The following is a 19,092-nucleotide window of genomic DNA, read 5'->3' as shown; positions in this document are numbered from 1 at the left end:
CCTCAAGGGGGGAGATTGTATGTCACGGCGGCTTTCGCCAATCGACAATGTTGCAGAAGAGGTGCCGGCGTGGCCGCAGCTAATCTCCCCCCTTGAGGGGGAGATGCCCGGCAGGGCAGAGAGGGGGGCCTCGTGATACCCTCTGCAATCCTCGAATACACCCTCTACGTCACAGACCTACACGCCGCCGAAACCTTCTACCGCGACATCATCGGCCTCGAAGCCTTGGGCAAGGTCGAAGGGCGCCACGTCTTCTTCCGCTGCGGCGACGGCGTATTGCTTCTCTTCAATGCCGAGGTAACGAAAATCCCGCCGGCGCCGGACGCTCGGCTGAAGGTGCCGCCGCATGGCACGACTGGCGAAGGGCACCTCTGCTTTGCGGCAACCGCCGATGAAATCGCCGCATGGCGCAGTCATCTCGCCGCCAACAACATCGCCATCGAAAGCGATTTTGAATGGCCGCAGGGCGGGCACTCGATCTATATCCGCGACCCGTCGGGCAATTCGATCGAGTTCGCCGAGCCAAGGATCTGGGGTTTCTGATGCACTCGCTCAACGGAAAAAAGATCGTCGTCGCCAGCCACAATGAAGGCAAGCTGCGCGAATTCGCCGACCTGATGGCGCCGTTCGGATTCGAGGCGAAATCGGCCAAGGAATACGGCCTGCCCGAACCCGACGAGACCGGCACCACCTTCGAGGAGAACGCCTATATCAAGGCATATGCCGCCGCCAAGGCGACCGGCCTGCCGGCGCTGTCGGACGATTCCGGGCTCTGCGTCGACGCGCTCGACGGCGCGCCCGGTGTCTATACCGCCAACTGGGCCGAGACGCCGGACGGCAGCAGGGATTTCGGCATGGCCATGCAGCGCACCGAGGTGGCGCTGCAGGAGGTTGGCGCTACGGAGCCCGCGCAGCGCACCGGCCGCTTCGTCGCCGTCATCTGCCTGGCATTTCCCAACGGCGAGGCCGAATATTATCGCGGCGAGGCCGAAGGCAGGCTGGTGTGGCCGCCGCGCGGCACGCTCGGCTTCGGCTACGATCCGGTGTTCCTGCCCAACGGTTTCGACAAGACTTTTGGCGAGATGAGCGCGGAAGAAAAGCATGGCTGGAAGCCCGGCCAGGCGACGGCGCTGTCGCACCGCGCCCGCGCCTTTCAGAAATTCGCCGAAGCGCGATTGAATTTGGCCAGATTGGATTTGGCGCGATCAGGATCCGCATGAGCGCAGTGACCCTACCGCTCGACCGCAGCCCCGGCTTCGGCGTTTATATCCACTGGCCGTTCTGCGCAGCCAAGTGCCCTTACTGCGACTTCAACAGCCATGTCCGCCACCAGCCGGTCGACCAGGAGCGTTTTGCCCGCGCCTTCGAGACGGAGCTCGCAACCATGCGCGCCCGCACCGGGCCGCGCGCGGTGACCAGCATCTTCCTCGGCGGCGGCACGCCATCGTTGATGAAACCGGAAACCGTCGGCGCGGTGCTGGAGGCGGTGGCGAGGAACTGGACGGTGCCGGCCGGCATCGAGGTGACGCTGGAAGCCAACCCGTCCTCGGTCGAAGCCGAGCGTTTCCGCGGCTACCGCGCCGCCGGCGTCAACCGCGTCTCGCTCGGCGTGCAGGCGCTCAACGACAAGGATCTGCGCTTCCTCGGCCGGCTGCACAATGTCGAGGAGGCGCTGCACGCCATCGGCCTCGCGCGCGAAATTTTCCCGCGGCTGTCCTTCGACCTGATCTATGCGCGACCAGGCCAGACGCCGGAAGCATGGGGGGCGGAGCTGGAACAGGCGATCGGCTATGCCGTCGACCACCTGTCGCTCTATCAGCTGACCATCGAGGAGGGCACGCCCTTCCACGCGCTTTACGCGGCACGCAAATTCACGCTGCCCGACAATGATCATGCTGCCGACCTCTACGCGCTGACGCAGGAGGCAACGGCGGCGCAAGGCCTGCCGGCCTATGAGATTTCCAACCACGCGCGGCCGGGAGCCGAGAGCCGGCACAACCTCACCTATTGGCGCTATGGCGAATATGTCGGCGTCGGCCCCGGCGCGCATGGCCGCTTCGTCGAGAACGGCCGCCGCACGGTGACCATCGCGGAAAGAATGCCGGAAACCTGGGCCAATCTGGTCGAGGCCAAAGGCCACGGCGTCACCGGCGGCGAGATCCTGACGCGTTCCGAGGAGGCGGACGAGTTCCTGCTGATGGGACTGCGGCTGGCCGAAGGCATCGACCTGCAGCGCTACGAGGCGCTCTCGGGTCGCGGCCTTTCAAGCGCGCGGCTTTCGGTGCTGCAGGAAGAAGGCCTGGTGGCGCCTGTCGGCAACGCCCGCCTGCGCGCCACGACGGCGGGGATGATCGTGCTGGATGCGGTGGTGGCGGATTTGGCCAGGTAAGCCAAAGGCTGCTCCCGCAAGTTTTCTTCGAAAACGAACTCCGATATCATCCTGACCGGGGGTGCAGATGATAAGGGACGACTGGCGGGAAAAATCCAAGGTATTTGCGCGAAGCGCGCAGTTGCTTCTGCGCAGCGGGGAGCACGACACAGCCTACTATCTGTCGGGCCTGGCTGTTGAATGCGCCCTGAAAGCAAAGATCGCTTCTTCATTCCGGGCTAACGACCTACCCGAAAAGAACTTTGTCAATCAGATATATGGCAACGGCCATAAACTGAGCGAGTTGGTAAAATTGGGCCAATTGGCTGCCGCCTTAACGGCGGAGGAGCAGGCCAGTGCCGCCTTTAGGGCCTATTGGAATACGGTGAAAGCTTGGGAGGTCGAATCGAGATATAAGTTTTGGACTGCAGCTGAAGCGACTAATATGGTCACGGCGGTGACGCATCGCAGAACAGGTGTGTTGGCATGGATAAGACGACACTGGTAGAATCCGACATTGAAGCTGGATTGACGGCGGTCAAGGCGCTGGAGGCCGCAGGGTTACCCATCGCTGCGGCGATGTGGCTGAGGCTGCATGACTCGTCAAGATGGCAGCTTTATATAACTTCGCCAGATGTGGAGACGTACGGGCCGACAACTGTGAACCGGTTCATTGACCGTATTTTGCTCACAATAAAGTCGCCCATTTCTTTAGACGAGGTGACCGTCGCCAACACTACAAACCACTTTGTGAACAAAATATCTCCGCTCTCGGTTCTTACAAGCGGAAACTCAAATACTTTAACTGTTGCAGAAAATCGTTTGCGATTTGGAAACAGCGCATTTGACGGCGTGGACGTAGATGAAGGCGTAATCTATAAGATTACTCCTGGCGTGAAAGCCTCAAAGGAGGCTCCGAAGCCGGATTTAGCAGCAAAAAGAAAAGCGCGAGCCCTCGCTGCTTGAACATCCTCTTCGTCTGCAGCCAGAATCGGCTGCGCAGCCCGACTGCCGAGCAGGTGTTTTCCAAACGCCGCGACATCGAGGTCGAATCGGCCGGCACCAATCACGACGCCCACAATCCGTTGACGCATGAGCTGGTCGCCTGGGCGGACATCATCTTCGTCATGGAAAAGGCACACCGCGCCAAGCTGCAGAAGAAATTCCGGTCGAGCCTGAAAGGCGCCAGGGTTATCTGCCTCGATATTCCGGACGACTATGAGTTCATGGACCCGGAACTGGTGCGGCTGCTGGAAGCGAGGGTGGGTAGATACCTTTGAAAGAGGCGAATGCCTCTCGCGTTCGTCATTCTCGGGCTTGACCCGAGAATCCATTCCGTGACCAACGCGCAGGACGCTGCGGAACAGAATTCTGCACCGCTGGCGGAACGTCTATGTAACGGCCTGGACTCCAGGGTCTGCGCGCGTCGCTTCGCTCCTTGCTTCGCCCTGGAATGACGAAGTGGGGCCGCTCGCGGCCAATGACGATGGACGCGACGCCTTAAGCATCGTGCTTCTGGCGGTGCTTGCCGCGGTGCTTCTCGCCATGCGCCTCGCCGTGACGGACAGGCTTCTGGTCGGCCTTGTCGCGGCGCGCGCCGGACTCGGCGGCGATGGGGTGTGGAGGGATGCCCTCGCGGGCGGTCTTGCTTTCAAGTCGGCTGATAAAAATATCGAAGCGATTGGGCATCGTTCGGTCCTGCCTCCTCCCGGGGAATCAGGGGTTAAATTCGCCGATGTGGGTTTCGTTCCGCACTGTGGCAAAGGCAAGGCGATTTCGTTGCCTCGGCCTCACGTTTTGCAACGGGGCGTCAGCCATGCGAAACAGATTTGGTTCTTTCGCAATTCCGGACGGAAAACCGCGACACACTTTTCCTGGAATTGCTCGGAATGAGGGGCATTCGGTGACCGGCGACAAACGCAGCTATCTGATCGGACAGAGCGAGATCGCGGCGCGGCCGCTTCAGCCGGCGCTCTATCTGGTGGCGACGCCGATCGGCAATCTGGCCGACATCACGCTGCGCGCGCTGGAGACTCTTGCCGCCGCCGATATCGTCGCCTGCGAGGACACGCGCGTCTCGCGGGTGCTGCTCGAGCGCTACGGCATCCGCCGCCGCACCACCGCCTATCACGAGCACAATGCGGGCGAGGCCGGGCCGAAGCTGATCGAGGCGATGGCTGCCGGGCAGAGCGTCGCGCTGATTTCCGACGCCGGCACGCCTTTGGTCTCCGATCCCGGCTACCGGCTGGTCGGCGAGGCGCTGGATCATGGCATTCGCGTCGTGCCGATCCCCGGACCCTCGGCCGCGCTTGCAGCGCTGACCGCGTCGGGCCTGCCGTCCGATGCTTTCCTGTTCGCAGGGTTCCTGCCCGTGAAGACCGGGCAGCGGCTGACCAAGCTGGAGACGTTCAAGCAGGTGCCGGCGACGCTGATTTTCTTCGAATCGCCGCGCCGTCTGGCCGAGACGCTCGGCGCCATGGTTGAGGCGCTGGGCGGCGCGCGGAAAGCCGCCATCGGGCGCGAACTGACCAAGACGTTCGAGGAGATGCGCACCGGAACGCTTGCCGAGCTGGCCGACCATTACGGGGCGGCCGACACGCCGAAGGGCGAGATCGTTATCTGTGTCGGTCCGCCCGAAGCGGCGGAGGACCAGCCGGCCGACATCGACCGCCTCCTGCTCTCGCTTGCGGCCGAAATGCCGGCATCGAAGGCTGCAGCGGAAGCGGCAAAAATGACCGGCGGGCAGAAGCAGGCGCTTTATCGGCGACTGCTGGAGCTGAAGGCGGACGGGGATGGCTGAACGCACGGTCGGCCATCGCCGAAAGGCCTATCGGCGCGGCCATCGCGGCGAGTGGCTGGCGGCGCTGGCGCTGATGCTGAAAGGCTATCGCATCCTTGCCCGGCGCCACCGCACCAGGCTCGGCGAGATCGACCTCATCGCCCGGCGCGGCGACCTCGTGCTGTTCGTCGAGGTCAAGGCGCGGCGGACATTGGTCGAGGCGATGGAAGCGATCGGCCGCGAATCGGAGCGCCGCATCGAGGGCGCCGCGGATTTGTGGCTGTCGCGCCAGCCGGATTACGGCCGGCTGTCGATGCGCTTCGACATGGTGGCGGTGTTGCCCTGGCGCTGGCCGGTGCATGTCGAGAACGCGTTTTACGGGAAGAGTTGAGGGTCTGCCAACGGCGATGGGCTGGCGGGACAGCCCCCCTCTGGCCTGCCGGCCATCTCCCCCACTAGGGGGGAGATCAGGTGTCGCTCTCGCTTCGCCAATCGCCAACGTTGCAAGAGGTGGTGCCGCTGGCGGAACTGCTAATCTTCCCCCTCGTGGGGGAGATGCCCGGCAGGGCAGAGGGGGGCGCGAAGGAACTCGACGAAGCAGTATAAGAGAGCGACCTCAGTTCACCCCCAGACCATCAGCGCCGCCAACCCGAGTCCTCCAACCACCAGCCGCCACCAGCCGAACAGCGAATAACCGTTGCGCGAGACGTAATCGAGCAGGAAGCGCACCACGATGAGCGCGGTGACGAAGGCGGCGATGAAGCCGACGGCGATGATCGGCAAATCGGCCGAGGTCAGCACGTTGCGGTTCTTGAAAAGATCGAAGGCGAAGGCGCCGACCATGGTCGGCATGGCGAGGAAGAAGGAGAATTCGGCCGCCGCGCGCTTGTCGACGCCCATCAGCAGCGCGCCGACGATGGTCGAGCCGGAGCGCGAGGTGCCGGGGATCAGCGACAGGCACTGGAACAGGCCGATCTTGAGATAGACGCTCAACGGGAAGTCCTCGACATCATGGTGGACCGGCTTGAGGTTGATGCGGTCGACGATGAGCAGAACCACGCCGCCGATGATCAGCATGATGCAGATCAGCCGGGGCGATTCGAACAATATGGTCTTGATGAAATCATGCGCCAGCGCGCCGATGACGGCGGCCGGCAGGAAGGCGATCAGGATACCGACGACGAAATGCCGGGTCTGCGGATCGCTGGGCAGCTTGATCAGCATCTGCCACAGCTTGCTGAAATAGACGCTGAGGATCGCCAGGATCGCGCCGAGCTGGATCAGGATCTCGAAGGCCTTGCCGGTGGAGTGGAAGCCGAGGAAATGCCCGGCAAGCAGGATGTGGCCGGTCGAGGACACCGGGATGAACTCGGTCAGGCCCTCCAGCAACCCAAGCAGCAGCGCTTCGACGATGGTCTGGCTTTCCATGGCAACCTCTGCTTTTGAATGACGGCTAAGGCAAGGGCTTGCTTGTCATGGGGCGGAAGTCCCCCTATAGGTCGCAACACCATGACAGTCCCTGGAATCGGCCGGCCAAGACTTATCGGCGCTGACACCGATTCGCCAGTGCGCCTTTTCATCGCGGAACCATGCTGACGCTTTTCCATCATCCCATGTTTGCCACCTGCCGCTTCGTGCGCCTCGCTTTCGGCGAGTATGGCGAGGAGTTGGCGCTGATCGAGGAAAAGCCGTGGACGCGGCGCAAGGAGTTCCTGGCGCTGAACCCGGCCGGCACGCTGCCGATCCTGCTCGCCGAAGGCGACGTGCCGATCGTCGGCGCCATGGTGATCGCCGAATATCTCGACGAGACGCGCGGTGTGCTCAAGCGCGACAAGCGGCTGTTCGCTGAGGACCCGATGCAGCGGGCCGAAATCCGCCGGCTGACCGACTGGTATCTGGCGAAGGCTGAAAGCGAAGTGACCCGCCACCTGGTGCGCGAGCGCGTGCTGAAGCCGGTCATGCCGGAAACCGCCGGCGGCGGCTCGCCGGACTCGGCCGCGATCCGCGCCGCGCGCGCCAACATCCGCCAGCACATGAAATACACCAACTGGCTCGCCGGCACGCGCCATTGGCTGGCCGGCAACAAGGTGACCTATGCCGATCTCGCGGCGGCGGCGACGCTTTCGGTGCTCGATTATCTCGGCGAGATCGACTGGCGCGAACATGGCGCCGCGCGCGAATGGTACACGCGGGTGAAATCGCGGCCGTCGTTCCGGCCGCTGCTTTCAGACCGGGTGCGCGGCCTTTCGCCGGTATCGCATTATGCGGACCTCGACTTCTGAAACCTTGCGCGCGCTGATCGAGGCGGAGGCGCGCCGCGCCGGCTTCGAGGCTGTCGCGGTGACCCGGCCGGACGCGATCCCGCTGGCGCCGGCAAGGCTCGCCGAATTCGTCTCCGACGGCTTCCACGGCTCGATGGAGTGGATCGCCGAGACGATTCAGCGCCGCGCCGAACCTTCGACACTATGGCCGGAGGTCCGCTCGATCATCGTTCTCGCCATGAATTACGGCCCGGACCATGATCCGCGCGCCATCCTCGAGAAGCGCGACCGCGGCGCGATCTCGGTCTATGCGCAGAACCGCGACTACCACGACGTGATGAAGGGCCGGCTGAAGGAGATCGCCGGCAAGATCGTGGCGAAGGCAGGCGGCGACGTGAAGGTGTTTGTCGATACGGCACCGGTGATGGAAAAGCCTCTTGCCGAAGCGGCCGGACTCGGCTGGCAAGGCAAGCACACCAACCTGGTCAGCCGCGCGCATGGCTCGTGGCTGTTCCTCGGCACTATCTTCACCACGGCCGAGCTGGAGCCGGACCAGCCCGAAATCGACCATTGCGGCTCCTGTCGAGCCTGCCTCGACGTCTGCCCGACCGGCGCGTTCCCCGCGCCCTACCGGCTCGATGCGCGGCGCTGCATTTCCTACCTGACCATCGAGAACAAGGGGCCGATCCCGCGCGAGTTCCGCGACAAGATCGGCAACCGCATCTATGGCTGCGACGATTGCCTGGCCGCCTGCCCGTGGAACAAGTTCGCCAGCGCGGCGTCCGAGGCAAAGCTGGCCGCGCGCGCCGATCTTCGCGAGCCGCCGCTCTCGGAGCTGCTCGCGCTCGACGACGCGGCGTTCCGCGCTTTCTTCTCTGGCTCGCCGATCAAGCGCATCGGCCGCGACCGCTTTGTCCGCAACGTGCTGATTGCCGCCGGCAATTCGGACGACGCCTCGCTAACGCCTATTGTGCATCACCTGCTCGACGACGCCTCGCCGCTGGTGCGGGGTGCGGCAATCTGGGCCCTGTCGCGACTGCTATCCGACCGCGAATTTAGCGATCTTGCCGCCACAGCTGCGAAAGCCGAGACGGATGCGACGGTCCGGGAGGAATGGCTGGCGGAGCCGGCATATCCGGCGAAGGCCGATTGAAGGGTTTATCGATGAGCGAAAGACGCTTCTTCATTTTCGGCGCCGGCTATTCGGCCAGGGCTTTCGCGCGGGCCAATGACCGGCGCGCGGCGGTCTCCGGCACGACCCGGGCGCCGGAGAAGTTCGAGGCGCTGCGATCGGCCGGCATCGAGCCGCTACAATTCGATGGCGCGCTCTCGCCCGAGGTCAGCGATGCGCTCGCAAGGACCACGCATCTCATCGTCTCGATCGCTCCCGACGAGGCCGGCGACCCGGTGCTCAACGCCGCCAGCGAAACGATCCGGTCAAACATGCCGGCGCTGGAGTGGATCGGCTATCTCTCGACCGTCGGCGTCTATGGCGATCATGGCGGCGCCTGGGTGGACGAGACCTGCGCGTGCCGGCCGGTGTCGAAGCGCTCGGTGATGCGGGTGGCGGCCGAACAGGGATGGCTGAAGCTTGGCCGGGAGATCGGCAAACCGGTGGCGATCCTGCGGCTTTCCGGGATCTACGGGCCGGGCCGCAACGCGCTGGCCAATCTCGAGGACGGCACCGCAAGGCGGCTGGTCAAGCCGGACCAGGTGTTTAACCGCATCCATTGCGACGACATCGCCGGGGCGCTCTGGCTTCTGTCGGAAAACAATCTCGGCGGTATTTTCAACGTCACCGATGACGAGCCGGCGCCGCCGCAGGACGTCGTGGCTTACGCCGCCGGGCTGATGGGGATCGAGCCGCCGCCCGAAATTCCTTTCGAGACCGCCCAACTTTCGCCCATGGCGCGGTCTTTCTATGGCGAGAACAAGCGCATCGCGAATCAGGCGATCAAGGCGGCCGGCTACCGCTTCCGGTTTCCCAACTACCGGGTGGCGCTGGAGCGGATGTGGGCCGAGGGCAACTGGCGGGACGGAGCGCCGCGCAGCCCGATGCGGCGCTGAAGATCGATACGGGGCGCGCGGCGTGGTATGATTCGTTCCTGATCGCTTGACGCGCGGCAAAGGGATAGACTGGAGAGGGACCCAGCCTGATGAATTTGCGATCGCTGCCTGACCGCAAGCCGTTCCTGACCGCCGCCCTGGCGCTGGTGGCCCTGGCCGCGCTGGCGGCTGTCGCCATTTCGGCCGAACCTCGTGCCAAGGAGTTGTTCGGCGCCCGAAAGCTGCCGGCCGTGGCGCCCGCGCAATCCTTCGGCTTCTACTCCAAAGGTTGCTTCACCGGCGGCGTCGCGCTGCCGATGGATGGTCCGACCTGGGAAGTGATGCGCCCGTCGCGCAATCGCCGCTGGGGCCATCCGGCGATGATCGCGCTGATCGAGAAGCTTTCGCGCGACGCGATAGCCGATGGCTGGCCGGGGCTTCTGGTCGGCGACGTCTCGCAGCCGCGCGGCGGACCGATGATGACCGGCCATGCCTCGCACCAGATCGGGCTCGACGCCGATATCTGGCTGACGCCGATGCCGAAGCGGCCGCTGACCATCGCGCAGCGCGAGACCATGAGCGCGACGCTGATGGTCGACGAAAAAACGCATCTGGTGAAGGACGCGCTGTGGACGCCGGCGCATACGCGGCTTTTGAAGCGCGCGGCGAGCTATCCTGAGGTCGAGCGCATCCTGGTCAATCCCGGCATCAAGAAGAAACTCTGCGACACCGTCACCGGCGACCGCTCCTGGCTGCGCAAGATCCGGCCGTTCTGGGGCCACGACTATCATTTCCATATGCGCATCGGCTGTCAGCCGGGCTCGCCCTTCTGCAAGGGGCAAGAGACGACGCCGGACGACGATGGCTGCGGCAAGCCGCTGGCCTGGTGGTTCACCCAGGAGCCGTGGCGGCCGAACAAGAATCCGGATGCGCCCAAGGCGCGCGACCTGATGACGATGGCCAACCTGCCCAAGCAATGCCAGGACGTGGTCAATGCGCCGGACGCGCCCTCGCTGGAGGCCGTGACCTATCATGGCGGCGGCGATGCCGCGGTGGCCGTGGCCGAACCGCAGCCGACCGAGCCGGCGGAAACGATCGCCAGCGGCAACGCCGCGATCCCGGCGGCGGCAAGCGCTTTCGCGCCGACGCCAAAGATCGGCATCCCGCTGCCAAGGCCAAGGCCCGGGAACTAGTGCGTTTCACCGTTTCACGAAGCGGCGAAACGCCCTATCTCTTCGCTTTGACGCAATTCCGGACGGAAAGCTACGGAGCGGGCGCCGAGCCTAACCGCTCTCACTTTTCCTGGAGTTGCTCTAAGGCGCAAGCGGGCTTCCCCTTTGCGGGGTCATGCGCTAGTCAATCGATTGAAACGGCGCAGCGGCGGCCGCAACGAGGACGATCAAGAGCATGGCAGGCGAAGACGAGAAGGGACTGCGGTTTCCGGTCCTGATCGGCGACATTGGCGGCACCAATGCACGCTTCTCGATCGTGCTCGACGCCAATTCGGAAGCCACCGAGCCGCAGATCGTCCAGACGGCGAATTTCAAGACCATCGACGAGGCGATCCAGGCGGCGGTGCTCGACCGCTCGTCCATCCAGCCGAACTCGGCGGTGCTGGCGGTCGCCGGGCCGGTTGACGGCGACGAGATCCCGCTCACCAACTGCCCCTGGGTCGTGAGGCCCCGGCACATGCTTGCCAATCTGGGTCTGGGCGAGGTCGTCGTGCTCAACGATTTCGAGGCGCAGGCGCTGGCCGTGGTGGCGCTCGGCGAAGAGCATATGGAAAAGATCGGCGGCGGCACGCCGGAACCCAATGCGAGCCGGGTCGTGCTCGGTCCCGGAACGGGTCTCGGCGTCGCCGGGCTGATCTATGCGCTCGACCATTGGATACCGGTGCCGGGCGAGGGCGGGCATATGGACATCGGCCCGCGCACGCCGCGCGACTTCGAAGTGTTCCCGCATATCGACAAGCTTGAGGGCCGCATATCCGGCGAGCAGATCCTGTGCGGACGTGGGCTCGTCAACGTCTACCGCGCCGTGGCCAGCACGGACGGCAGGCCGACGCCCTTGACCACGCCGGCCGAGGTGACCGCGGCGGCGCTTTCGAAGTCCGATCCGGTGGCCGAGGAGGCGTTGGCGCTGTTCGTCACCTGCCTTGGCCGCACCGCGGGCGACCTGGCGCTGGTGTTCATGGGTCGCGGCGGTGTGTTCCTGACCGGCGGCATCGCGCAAAAGATCGTGCCGGCGCTCAAAGCGGGCAATTTCCGCGCCGCCTTCGAGGACAAGGCGCCGCACCGCGCGCTGATGCGCGAAATGCCGGTCTACGTCATCACCCATCCGCTGGCGGCGCTGCTCGGGCTTGCCGCCTATGCCAGGACGCCTTCGCTGTTCGGCGTGCGGACGGCGGGGCGGCACTGGCGGGTGTGATCGCTCCGGCGCTCGGGACGGCGCGACGAAGTTTCGCCATAGGCAAGCCGTAGCCGGGACGCTAAGAGGGTGCGAAAAAGGCGTCCTGACGTTTACGAGAACCCACGAAGCGCTTCGATTTGACACTTCAAAATCCAAACAAGGCAAAAAGCCGGCCCGCCGAGGTCACGGCGGTGCTGCGCCGTATCGTCGCTGAAAACGGCTATGACCATCGCTGGTCCTATGCGGCCGTCATCGTCTGCTCGCTGCTGGTTTCGGGCGCGACCGCCTTCTCGGCCTGGGTCATGGCGCCGATGGTCAATCAAATCTTCTACGAACGGAGCAGCGGCGCCGTCTGGTGGATCTGCGCCGGCTTCATGGGCGCCTTCCTCGTGCGCGGCTTTGCCGGTTACGGCCAGGCGGTGATGTTAGCCACGATCGGCAACAATCTCGTCGCCCGGTACCAGAAACGCTGTTTCGACCAACTGATGAAGCTCGGCGTCAATTTCTTCAACGATACGCGTTCCGGGCGCCTGGCGGCGCAGCTGGACGAGAATGTCGGCGGCATTCGCGACCTGCTGTCGCTGACCTTGATTTCGATCACCCGCGACGCGGTGACGCTGATCGGCCTCGTCGGCCTGATGGTCTACCAGGATCCGGTGTTGTCGCTGAGCTCGCTGCTGATCGGACCGCCGCTGATCTGGGCCGTCGTCTACATCACCCGCCGGGTGCGCAAGATCAACCGCGAATCCGTGCTGATCAACTCGCGGCTGAGCGGCTCGGTGCAGGAGGCAGTTCAGGGCATAGCCATTGTTAAGGCCTTCACCCTGGAGGACGAGCTGGCCCGCCGCATCGGCATCATGGCCGATACGGCCGAGCAGCGCAGCAACAAGATCGCCCGCGTCTCCGAGCGGCTGTCGCCGATTTCCGACATGCTGGCCGGTCTCGCCGTTACCGCCGTCATCGCCTATTCCGGCTATCGGGCATTGTATCTCGGCCAACCGCCGGGCGCGGTGTTTTCCTTCATCACCGCGCTGATTCTTGCCTATGATCCGGCGCGGCGCCTGGCGCGCATGCAGGTCACGATGGAACGCGCGCTGGTCAATGCCCGCATGATCTACGAGCTGCTCGACCTCGAGCCGAAGCAGGGCGACGCGCCCGACGCGGTTGAGGCGAAGATCACCACCGGCGAGGTGCGCTTCAACAATGTGACGTTCGGCTACAGCGCCGACATGCCGGTGCTGCGAAACCTGAGCTTCACCGCCGCCGCCGGCAAGGTGACGGCGATCGTCGGCGCCTCGGGCGCCGGCAAGTCGACGCTGGTGGCGCTGCTGCAGCGCTTCTACGACGTCGACCAGGGCTCGATCGAAGTCGACGGCCAGGACATCTCGAAGGTGACGAAGCGGTCGCTGCGCCAATCGATCGCCTATGTCTCGCAGGCGCCCTATCTGTTCGAAGGCACGATCCGCGACAACATCCGCTACGGCCGGCTGTCGGCCACCGACGCCGAGATCGAGCAGGCGGCGAAACAGGCGGCCGCCGACGATTTCATCCGCCAGCAGCCGCAAGGCTACGACACGCCGGTCGGCGAGAACGGCGCGACGCTGTCGGGCGGCCAGCGCCAGCGCGTCTCGATCGCGCGCGCCATCGTGCGCCAGGCGCCCATCCTTCTGCTCGACGAAGCGACCTCGGCGCTCGACAACGAGGCGGAAGCGCGCGTGCAGGAAGCGCTGACCCATGTCATGGAAGGGCGCACCACCATCGTGATCGCGCACCGGCTGTCGACAGTGGTCAATGCCGACCGCATCATCGTGCTGGAGGAGGGACAGCTGGTCGAGGAAGGCACGCATGCGACGCTGATGGCCGATCCGCACAGCATCTATGCCCGCTTCCATCGGATACAGGGCAAGAAGGGGCTGGGGCTTGTCGACGACGTCAAGGCAAGCCAGACTTCGGCCCAAACTCCCGCATCGCGCAGCCGCGCCAAGAAGACCGTCAGGAGAAGCGCATGAGTGAAGCCGGCGATATGGGCCTGGTGGTGGTGGGCGCCGCCGGCCGCATGGGCCAGACGCTGATCCGCGCCATCCACACCATGCCCGGCGCGCGCGTCGCCGCCGCGGTCGAGCGGCCGGACTCGGCCCATCTCGGCAAGGATGCGGGCGAGCTCGCCGGCATCGGCATCATCAACGTGCCGATCGTCGACGATCCGCTGCCGGCCTTCGCCAAGGCCGATGGCGTGCTCGATTTCACCGCGCCCGCGGCAAGCGTCGAATTCGCCGGCTATGCCGCGCAGGCGCGCATCGTCCATGTCATCGGCACCACCGGCTGCTCGGCCGACGACGACGCGAAGATCACCGCCGCCGCGCGCCATGCCACGATCGTCAAATCGGGCAATATGAGCCTCGGCGTCAATCTGCTGGCGGTGCTGGTCGAGCAGGCTGCGAAGGCGCTCGATCCCGACGATTTCGACATCGAGATCCTGGAAATGCATCACCGGCACAAGGTCGACGCGCCGTCCGGCACGGCGCTGCTGCTCGGCGAGGCTGCTGCGAAAGGGCGCGGCATCGATCTCGCCGGCAACAGCCTGCGGGTGCGCGACGGCCATACCGGCGTGCGCAAGGCGGGCTCGATCGGCTTCGCCACTCTGCGCGGCGGCTCCGTCGTCGGCGACCACAGCGTGATCCTTGCCGGCACCGGCGAGCGCATCACGCTTTCCCACCATGCCGAGGACCGGGCGATCTTCGCCCGCGGCGCCGTGAAAGCCGCGCTTTGGGCCCGCGCGAAGAAGCCGGGGCTTTATTCCATGCGGGACGTGCTCGGCCTGAGCTGATCCCTATCCAAACCATTCCATAGGAGCAAACATGTCGGGAACTCTCGTGCTCGTGCGCCACGGCCAGAGCGAATGGAACCTGAAGAACCTGTTCACCGGCTGGCGCGACGTCGGGCTGACCGAGCAGGGCACAGCAGAGGCGCTTGCCGCCGGCGAGAAGCTCAAGGCGCGCGGCCTGAAATTCGACATCGCCTACACGTCTGCCTTGAAGCGGGCGCAGGTGACCTGCCAGCACATCCTCGACATCGTCGGCCAGAGCGACCTGAAGACGATCCGCGACCAGGCGCTCAACGAGCGCGACTATGGCGACCTCTCCGGCCTCAACAAGGATGACGCGCGCAAGAAATGGGGCGAGGAGCAGGTGCATATCTGGCGCCGCTCCTACGACATCGCGCCGCCCGGCGGCGAAAGCCTGAAGGATACCGGCGCACGCGTGTGGCCCTATTACCTGCACGAGGTGCAGCCGCATGTGCTGCGCGGCGAGACGGTGCTGGTCGCCGCGCACGGCAATTCGCTGCGCGCGCTGATCATGGCGCTGGACGGCAAGAGCGGTGAGGAGATCGTCAAGCTCGAGCTCGGCACCGGCGTGCCGGTGATCTACAAGCTCAACGCCGATTCCACCGTGGCGAAGAAAGACGTGCTGGAAGGGTGAGCTTCCTTCTCCCCGTTCACGCTACGGCATGCGCACATTTCCAAGCGGCTGGTTTTTCTCGATAGCGTGCATGGCAGCTTGGCGCATGCATTATCTTACGCTGCGCTGGTCGACCCCCACTCCGTCTCGGCTTCGCCGAGCCACCTCTCCCCCGATCGACGGGGTAGAGGAAGGGCGCCAAGCTTTTTGCCGTCAACGCTCGTCCAGCAAGGCTCCCTTCCTTTCCCTCCGGAGGGGGGAAAGGTGGCGCTGCGAAGCAGCGACGGATTGGGGGAACCACGTGGCAATGAAGCCTCGGCCCGATCAGTCGCGCCAGGCACAGAGTACGTGTGCATAGCGTAGCCCGCTCACGAGGAGAAAATACCCGGCAGGGCAATGAGGGGCAGCGCCTACGCTGGGAAGTAAAGAGGGCCGGCGCTGACGAAAAAACCGCGTTGACACACACCGTTTGCCCGCTTACTAGAGCGCCCACCAGCCCAGATGGCGGAATTGGTAGACGCGCACGGTTCAGGTCCGTGTTCCGCAAGGAGTGGAGGTTCGAGTCCTCTTCTGGGCACCATCTTTTCCCGACTACCAACGGGATCAATAAGATAAGCCTTTTCGCCTTTCCGGCTGCTCAACACGTGAGCCAAGACAAGACAAACCACACTGGGTACTTGTGCATTGCGTCTAACGAGACTAGCTCTCGGATTCCGCAATTTCCTATTGAGATGCCTATCCTAGCTCTGTCCTCTCAACACGTGGACAAGATTGACATTCTCTGAAGTTAAGAGAATGATGCGTCTATTGGCGTGGGGGATCGAATTGGAAGACGTTGCTTCCGATCTAATCAGTAATATAGAAGGTTATCAGCAACTCTTAACAACTCTGTCTATAGGGGTGTCGGCGGGCGCCTTTGCGCTTCTATCGCAGATCATTTTTCACAATGCGCAAAACGAAAACCGTATCTTCTTACGATGCACATGGCTTGTTTTTTTGGCGATTGTATCACACTTCATTTCAATCATCTTTGGGGTTATGACCAAGAGCGTTCTTGTTTCATCCGTACCTGCACTTCACGCCATTCAATGGGGGCCAAACTCGGCGACGACTTACCTGAGAGATGCAGGACTCGGAAGTATCATGACCTGGTCAATGATGCAGGTCTTGGCTTTTGGTGCGGGTATGTTCCTACTCCTAGTCGTCCTCCTGCTCAACACGCATCAATTACGGCAACGCTAGGGAACTATTAGCAAATGGATCGTCGTGGGTTGTTGCTTTCAGTCGCCGGGCTGGCGGCGCTTGCGGGTTCGGCAGCGGCGTTGGCGCAGACAGTGGGCTCACCGCTCGACCTGAATGCCTTCGCAAATAGCATCTCTGACCCCAGCGTGCTGGGGCAAATCTTCACGGACGTTGAATTCATTCATAGCTGGCGGGAACAATTGTCTCCCCGCGGATACGAAAAAAGCGATTGGGTGCAGGCAGCCAAGACTAACCGAGGTGAAGTCTGGACGTTTTTGAAAGAAAAATCAGCGCCCGGGGTATTGGCTCAGCAAGATGCAATTTATTCCTATGAGAAAATCGGAATCGCAGCATTCGAAAAAAATGGAGGGGACTTTTCCAACTTTCTAAAGCAGATCGGAGTGGACCCGTCAGGCTTGGCAGCGAACCGCATCTTATCGTCCTTGCGGGCATTCTCTTTATTGAATGCTGCGACATTTGGCAGCGCGGTTGATGCCAAAGCCAAGGATTCGTTCTTCTGGCCGTTCTGCTGATGCAAAGGGCTTGAATGCGTCCGTCTCGGTTGGCAGCGAGCTGTATGATAATTGAGAGACGAGGCGATTTGCGAAACAGGCGAGCTATTTGGTCGTTAGGGAATCTGACTGGCAACTTCACGCCCTCCATAAGCTCCCTCCTCGCCTTCTAACGGTCCCGCTAGCCTACCTCCCCTTCCGGCCAGTCCTCCAACAAACCGCTTCAAACCCGCCGCGCCGGGCGCTACGGTCCGCCCCATGGCCCCTTCCGTCAGCCCGACCATCGCCGCGCGCCGCGACCAAATGTTTCCGATCCTCACCGACGCGGACATCGAACGCATGCGCCGGTTCGGCGAGGCGCGCGCCTATGCCGCCGGCGATCACATCGTGACGGCCGGCACGGTGTCGCCCGGACTGATCCTCATTCTGGCGGGCAAGGTCGACATCACCCAGGCCGGCGGGCTTGGCCCGCGCGAGGCGATCATCAGCTACGGTGCCGGCAATTTCGTCGGTGAGCTGGCGCAATTGTCGAACCGGCCGTCGCTGGTCAATGCGGAGGCGGTCGAGCCGGTCGAGGCGATCGTCATCCCCTCGCAGCGCCTGCGCGATCTGATGGTGCAGGAGGCCAATCTCGGCGAGCGCGTCATGCGGGCGCTGATCCTGCGCCGGGTCGGCCTGCTCGAAAGCGGCGCCAGCGGGCCGGTCGTCATCGGCCCGCCCGGCAATGGCGACGTGCTGCGGCTGCAGGGCTTTCTGCGCCGCAGCGGCCTGCCGCACCGGGCGCTCGATTCCGACACCGACCCTTGTGCGAAAACGCTGATCGAGCGCTTTCATGTCGACCCGCACCACCTGCCGATCGTGCTGTGTCCGAACGGCAAGCTGATGCACAATCCGGGCGAGACCGAGCTTGCCCGCTGCGTCGGCCTGCTGCGGCCGATCGATGCCGAAAAAATCTATGACGTGGCGATCGTCGGCGCCGGGCCGGCGGGGCTGGCGGCCGCGGTCTATGCCGCCTCGGAAGGGCTGTCGACCATCGTGCTCGATTGCCGCGCGTTCGGCGGTCAGGCAGGCGCCTCGGCCCGCATCGAAAACTATCTCGGCTTCCCGACCGGAATCACCGGCATGGCGCTGATGGCGCGCGCCTATAACCAGGCGCAGAAATTCGGCGTCGAGATGGTCATTCCCGACGAGGCGAAGCTGCTGGACGACGCTGGCGATGGGGCCCGCTACAGGCTGGCCATCGGCGACGGCGAGAGCGTGCGCTCACGCGCTGTGGTGATCGCCAGCGGCGCGCGCTACCGCCGTCTCGATATCGCCAACCTCGCGCAGTTCGAGGGCACTTCGGTGCATTACTGGGCCTCGCCGATCGAGGCCAGGCTTTGCCAGGACCAGGAGGTGGCGCTGGTCGGCGCCGGCAATTCGGCCGGCCAGGCGGCCGTCTATCTGGCGAGCCAAGTGCGCAAGGTGACGCTGCTGGCGCGCCGCGACAGCCTCGACGCCACCATGTCGCGCTATCTGGTCGAGCGTATCAAGGCACAGCCCAACATCGAGGTGCTGACCGAGACCGAGGTGGCAGCGCTGGAGGGCAGCGAAGGCAATCTGGAAACGCTGCACTGGCGCAACCGGGCGACCGGCGAGGAGACGACGCGCGCCATCCGCCACCTCTTCCTGTTCATCGGCGCCGACCCGAACACCGACTGGCTGGCGAATTGCAACGTGGCGCTGGACGCCAAGGGCTTCGTGCGCACTGGACCGGACACGACACCGGGGCACGGGCTGATGGAGACCAGCCGCAGCGGCGTGTTCGCCATCGGCGACGTGCGCTGCGGCTCGACCAAGCGCGTCGCTGCCGCCGTCGGCGAAGGCGCCCAGGTGGTTGCGGCGCTGCATGCCTATCTGGCGCGGGACGGCGCCGCTAGACCGTGACGGCGGTTCGTTGAATCGCCATCACGGTCCAACTTTTGTTGGAGCATGATCTTTCTCCGAAAACCGGTTCCCACTTTTCGGGATCACGCTC

Annotated in this window: 21 protein-coding genes and 1 tRNA gene; 21 read left to right on the top strand and 1 reads right to left on the bottom strand. The window is 64.1% G+C overall.

Going from position 1 to position 19,092, the window contains the following annotated elements; translation table 11 throughout:
* Positions 1-132: 132 nt before the first annotated feature.
* From LB529_RS20285 to LB529_RS20245, 9 genes are all read left to right on the top strand, one after another.
* On the top strand, positions 133-543 hold the full coding sequence (locus tag LB529_RS20285; protein ID WP_224712135.1) for a VOC family protein: 411 nt from the start codon (positions 133-135) through the stop codon (positions 541-543).
* Positions 543-1,220, top strand: coding sequence for an RdgB/HAM1 family non-canonical purine NTP pyrophosphatase (rdgB, locus tag LB529_RS20280; protein ID WP_224712134.1), 678 nt, complete (start codon positions 543-545; stop codon positions 1,218-1,220). The genes LB529_RS20285 and rdgB overlap by 1 nt, the downstream gene beginning before the upstream one ends.
* On the top strand, positions 1,217-2,389 hold the full coding sequence (gene hemW, locus LB529_RS20275; protein ID WP_224712133.1) for a radical SAM family heme chaperone HemW: 1,173 nt from the start codon (positions 1,217-1,219) through the stop codon (positions 2,387-2,389). The genes rdgB and hemW overlap by 4 nt, the downstream gene beginning before the upstream one ends.
* Positions 2,390-2,456: 67 nt before the next feature.
* Positions 2,457-2,876: a HEPN domain-containing protein gene (locus LB529_RS20270; RefSeq protein WP_224712132.1), complete on the top strand. Its 420-nt coding sequence runs from the start codon at positions 2,457-2,459 to the stop codon at positions 2,874-2,876.
* Positions 2,855-3,334: a hypothetical protein gene (locus LB529_RS20265; protein ID WP_224526155.1), complete on the top strand. Its 480-nt coding sequence runs from the start codon at positions 2,855-2,857 to the stop codon at positions 3,332-3,334. Before LB529_RS20270 ends, LB529_RS20265 begins: the two co-directional genes overlap by 22 nt.
* Positions 3,331-3,648, top strand: a complete 318-nt coding sequence (locus tag LB529_RS20260; protein ID WP_224712131.1) for a low molecular weight protein tyrosine phosphatase family protein — start codon at positions 3,331-3,333, stop codon at positions 3,646-3,648. Before LB529_RS20265 ends, LB529_RS20260 begins: the two co-directional genes overlap by 4 nt.
* 181 nt (positions 3,649-3,829) lie before the next feature.
* Positions 3,830-4,261 (top strand): hypothetical protein, encoded by a 432-nt coding sequence (locus LB529_RS20255; protein WP_224712130.1) that lies wholly within the window; start codon positions 3,830-3,832, stop codon positions 4,259-4,261.
* A 10-nt stretch (positions 4,262-4,271) separates the two neighbouring features.
* Entirely contained in the window at positions 4,272-5,168 is an 897-nt protein-coding gene (gene rsmI, locus LB529_RS20250) for a 16S rRNA (cytidine(1402)-2'-O)-methyltransferase (protein WP_224712129.1), read from the top strand.
* On the top strand, positions 5,161-5,538 hold the full coding sequence (locus tag LB529_RS20245) for a YraN family protein (protein ID WP_140847882.1): 378 nt from the start codon (positions 5,161-5,163) through the stop codon (positions 5,536-5,538). The genes rsmI and LB529_RS20245 overlap by 8 nt, the downstream gene beginning before the upstream one ends.
* A gap of 230 nt (positions 5,539-5,768) precedes the next feature.
* On the opposite strand, the gene LB529_RS20240 is transcribed toward LB529_RS20245, so the two are convergent.
* On the bottom strand, positions 5,769-6,575 hold the full coding sequence (locus LB529_RS20240; RefSeq protein ID WP_140847887.1) for an undecaprenyl-diphosphate phosphatase: 807 nt from the start codon (positions 6,573-6,575) through the stop codon (positions 5,769-5,771).
* Between the two features lie 161 nt (positions 6,576-6,736).
* On the opposite strand from LB529_RS20240, the gene LB529_RS20235 reads away from it, so the two are divergent.
* From LB529_RS20235 to LB529_RS20180, 12 genes are all read left to right on the top strand, one after another.
* Positions 6,737-7,429 (top strand): glutathione S-transferase family protein, encoded by a 693-nt coding sequence (locus LB529_RS20235; protein ID WP_040986376.1) that lies wholly within the window; start codon positions 6,737-6,739, stop codon positions 7,427-7,429.
* Positions 7,410-8,561: a tRNA epoxyqueuosine(34) reductase QueG gene (queG, locus tag LB529_RS20230; protein ID WP_224712128.1), complete on the top strand. Its 1,152-nt coding sequence runs from the start codon at positions 7,410-7,412 to the stop codon at positions 8,559-8,561. The genes LB529_RS20235 and queG overlap by 20 nt, the downstream gene beginning before the upstream one ends.
* Before the next feature lie 11 nt (positions 8,562-8,572).
* The gene (locus tag LB529_RS20225) at positions 8,573-9,475 is read left to right on the top strand and encodes an SDR family oxidoreductase (RefSeq protein WP_224712127.1); all 903 of its coding nucleotides are present in this window, start codon (positions 8,573-8,575) and stop codon (positions 9,473-9,475) included.
* An 89-nt stretch (positions 9,476-9,564) separates the two neighbouring features.
* Positions 9,565-10,647 (top strand): penicillin-insensitive murein endopeptidase, encoded by a 1,083-nt coding sequence (gene mepA / locus LB529_RS20220; protein WP_224712126.1) that lies wholly within the window; start codon positions 9,565-9,567, stop codon positions 10,645-10,647.
* A 214-nt stretch (positions 10,648-10,861) separates the two neighbouring features.
* Positions 10,862-11,881, top strand: a complete 1,020-nt coding sequence (locus LB529_RS20215) for a glucokinase (protein WP_140847898.1) — start codon at positions 10,862-10,864, stop codon at positions 11,879-11,881.
* 119 nt (positions 11,882-12,000) lie between these two features.
* Positions 12,001-13,872: an ABC transporter ATP-binding protein gene (locus LB529_RS20210; RefSeq protein ID WP_224712125.1), complete on the top strand. Its 1,872-nt coding sequence runs from the start codon at positions 12,001-12,003 to the stop codon at positions 13,870-13,872.
* Positions 13,869-14,690, top strand: a complete 822-nt coding sequence (gene dapB / locus LB529_RS20205; protein ID WP_224712124.1) for a 4-hydroxy-tetrahydrodipicolinate reductase — start codon at positions 13,869-13,871, stop codon at positions 14,688-14,690. The genes LB529_RS20210 and dapB overlap by 4 nt, the downstream gene beginning before the upstream one ends.
* Positions 14,691-14,721: 31 nt before the next feature.
* Positions 14,722-15,342 (top strand): 2,3-bisphosphoglycerate-dependent phosphoglycerate mutase, encoded by a 621-nt coding sequence (locus LB529_RS20200; RefSeq protein ID WP_140721670.1) that lies wholly within the window; start codon positions 14,722-14,724, stop codon positions 15,340-15,342.
* Between the two features lie 474 nt (positions 15,343-15,816).
* Positions 15,817-15,901, top strand: a tRNA-Leu gene (locus LB529_RS20195).
* A gap of 215 nt (positions 15,902-16,116) precedes the next feature.
* Positions 16,117-16,563, top strand: coding sequence for a hypothetical protein (locus LB529_RS20190; RefSeq protein ID WP_224712123.1), 447 nt, complete (start codon positions 16,117-16,119; stop codon positions 16,561-16,563).
* A 14-nt stretch (positions 16,564-16,577) separates the two neighbouring features.
* Complete coding sequence (locus LB529_RS20185) at positions 16,578-17,096, top strand: hypothetical protein (protein ID WP_224712122.1); 519 nt, start codon at positions 16,578-16,580, stop codon at positions 17,094-17,096.
* Positions 17,097-17,333: 237 nt separating this feature from the next.
* Complete coding sequence (locus LB529_RS20180) at positions 17,334-19,001, top strand: FAD-dependent oxidoreductase (RefSeq protein ID WP_224712121.1); 1,668 nt, start codon at positions 17,334-17,336, stop codon at positions 18,999-19,001.
* Positions 19,002-19,092 lie beyond the last annotated feature (91 nt).

Origin of the sequence: Mesorhizobium sp. CA5, assembly GCF_020165105.1 — a bacterium.
Lineage (GTDB): Bacteria > Pseudomonadota > Alphaproteobacteria > Rhizobiales > Rhizobiaceae > Mesorhizobium.
Note: the sequence above shows the minus strand (reverse complement) of the source record. Positions and strands in the feature narration are given on the sequence as shown.

Bases quoted from the DNA above. Each gene is read 5' to 3' on its own strand.
- LB529_RS20200 (WP_140721670.1), top strand. From the start codon at position 14,722: ATGTCGGGAACTCTCGTGCTCGTGCGCCACGGCCAGAGCGAATGGAAC.
- hemW (WP_224712133.1), top strand. From the start codon at position 1,217: ATGAGCGCAGTGACCCTACCGCTCGACCGCAGCCCCGGCTTCGGCGTT.
- LB529_RS20215 (WP_140847898.1), top strand. From the start codon at position 10,862: ATGGCAGGCGAAGACGAGAAGGGACTGCGGTTTCCGGTCCTGATCGGC.
- mepA (WP_224712126.1), top strand. From the start codon at position 9,565: ATGAATTTGCGATCGCTGCCTGACCGCAAGCCGTTCCTGACCGCCGCC.
- LB529_RS20225 (WP_224712127.1), top strand. From the start codon at position 8,573: ATGAGCGAAAGACGCTTCTTCATTTTCGGCGCCGGCTATTCGGCCAGG.
- rdgB (WP_224712134.1), top strand. From the start codon at position 543: ATGCACTCGCTCAACGGAAAAAAGATCGTCGTCGCCAGCCACAATGAA.
- LB529_RS20190 (WP_224712123.1), top strand. From the start codon at position 16,117: ATGATGCGTCTATTGGCGTGGGGGATCGAATTGGAAGACGTTGCTTCC.
- LB529_RS20180 (WP_224712121.1), top strand. From the start codon at position 17,334: ATGGCCCCTTCCGTCAGCCCGACCATCGCCGCGCGCCGCGACCAAATG.
- queG (WP_224712128.1), top strand. From the start codon at position 7,410: ATGCGGACCTCGACTTCTGAAACCTTGCGCGCGCTGATCGAGGCGGAG.
- dapB (WP_224712124.1), top strand. From the start codon at position 13,869: ATGAGTGAAGCCGGCGATATGGGCCTGGTGGTGGTGGGCGCCGCCGGC.
- LB529_RS20185 (WP_224712122.1), top strand. From the start codon at position 16,578: ATGGATCGTCGTGGGTTGTTGCTTTCAGTCGCCGGGCTGGCGGCGCTT.
- LB529_RS20265 (WP_224526155.1), top strand. From the start codon at position 2,855: ATGGATAAGACGACACTGGTAGAATCCGACATTGAAGCTGGATTGACG.
- LB529_RS20235 (WP_040986376.1), top strand. From the start codon at position 6,737: ATGCTGACGCTTTTCCATCATCCCATGTTTGCCACCTGCCGCTTCGTG.
- LB529_RS20270 (WP_224712132.1), top strand. From the start codon at position 2,457: ATGATAAGGGACGACTGGCGGGAAAAATCCAAGGTATTTGCGCGAAGC.
- LB529_RS20240 (WP_140847887.1), bottom strand. From the start codon at position 6,575: ATGGAAAGCCAGACCATCGTCGAAGCGCTGCTGCTTGGGTTGCTGGAG.
- LB529_RS20245 (WP_140847882.1), top strand. From the start codon at position 5,161: ATGGCTGAACGCACGGTCGGCCATCGCCGAAAGGCCTATCGGCGCGGC.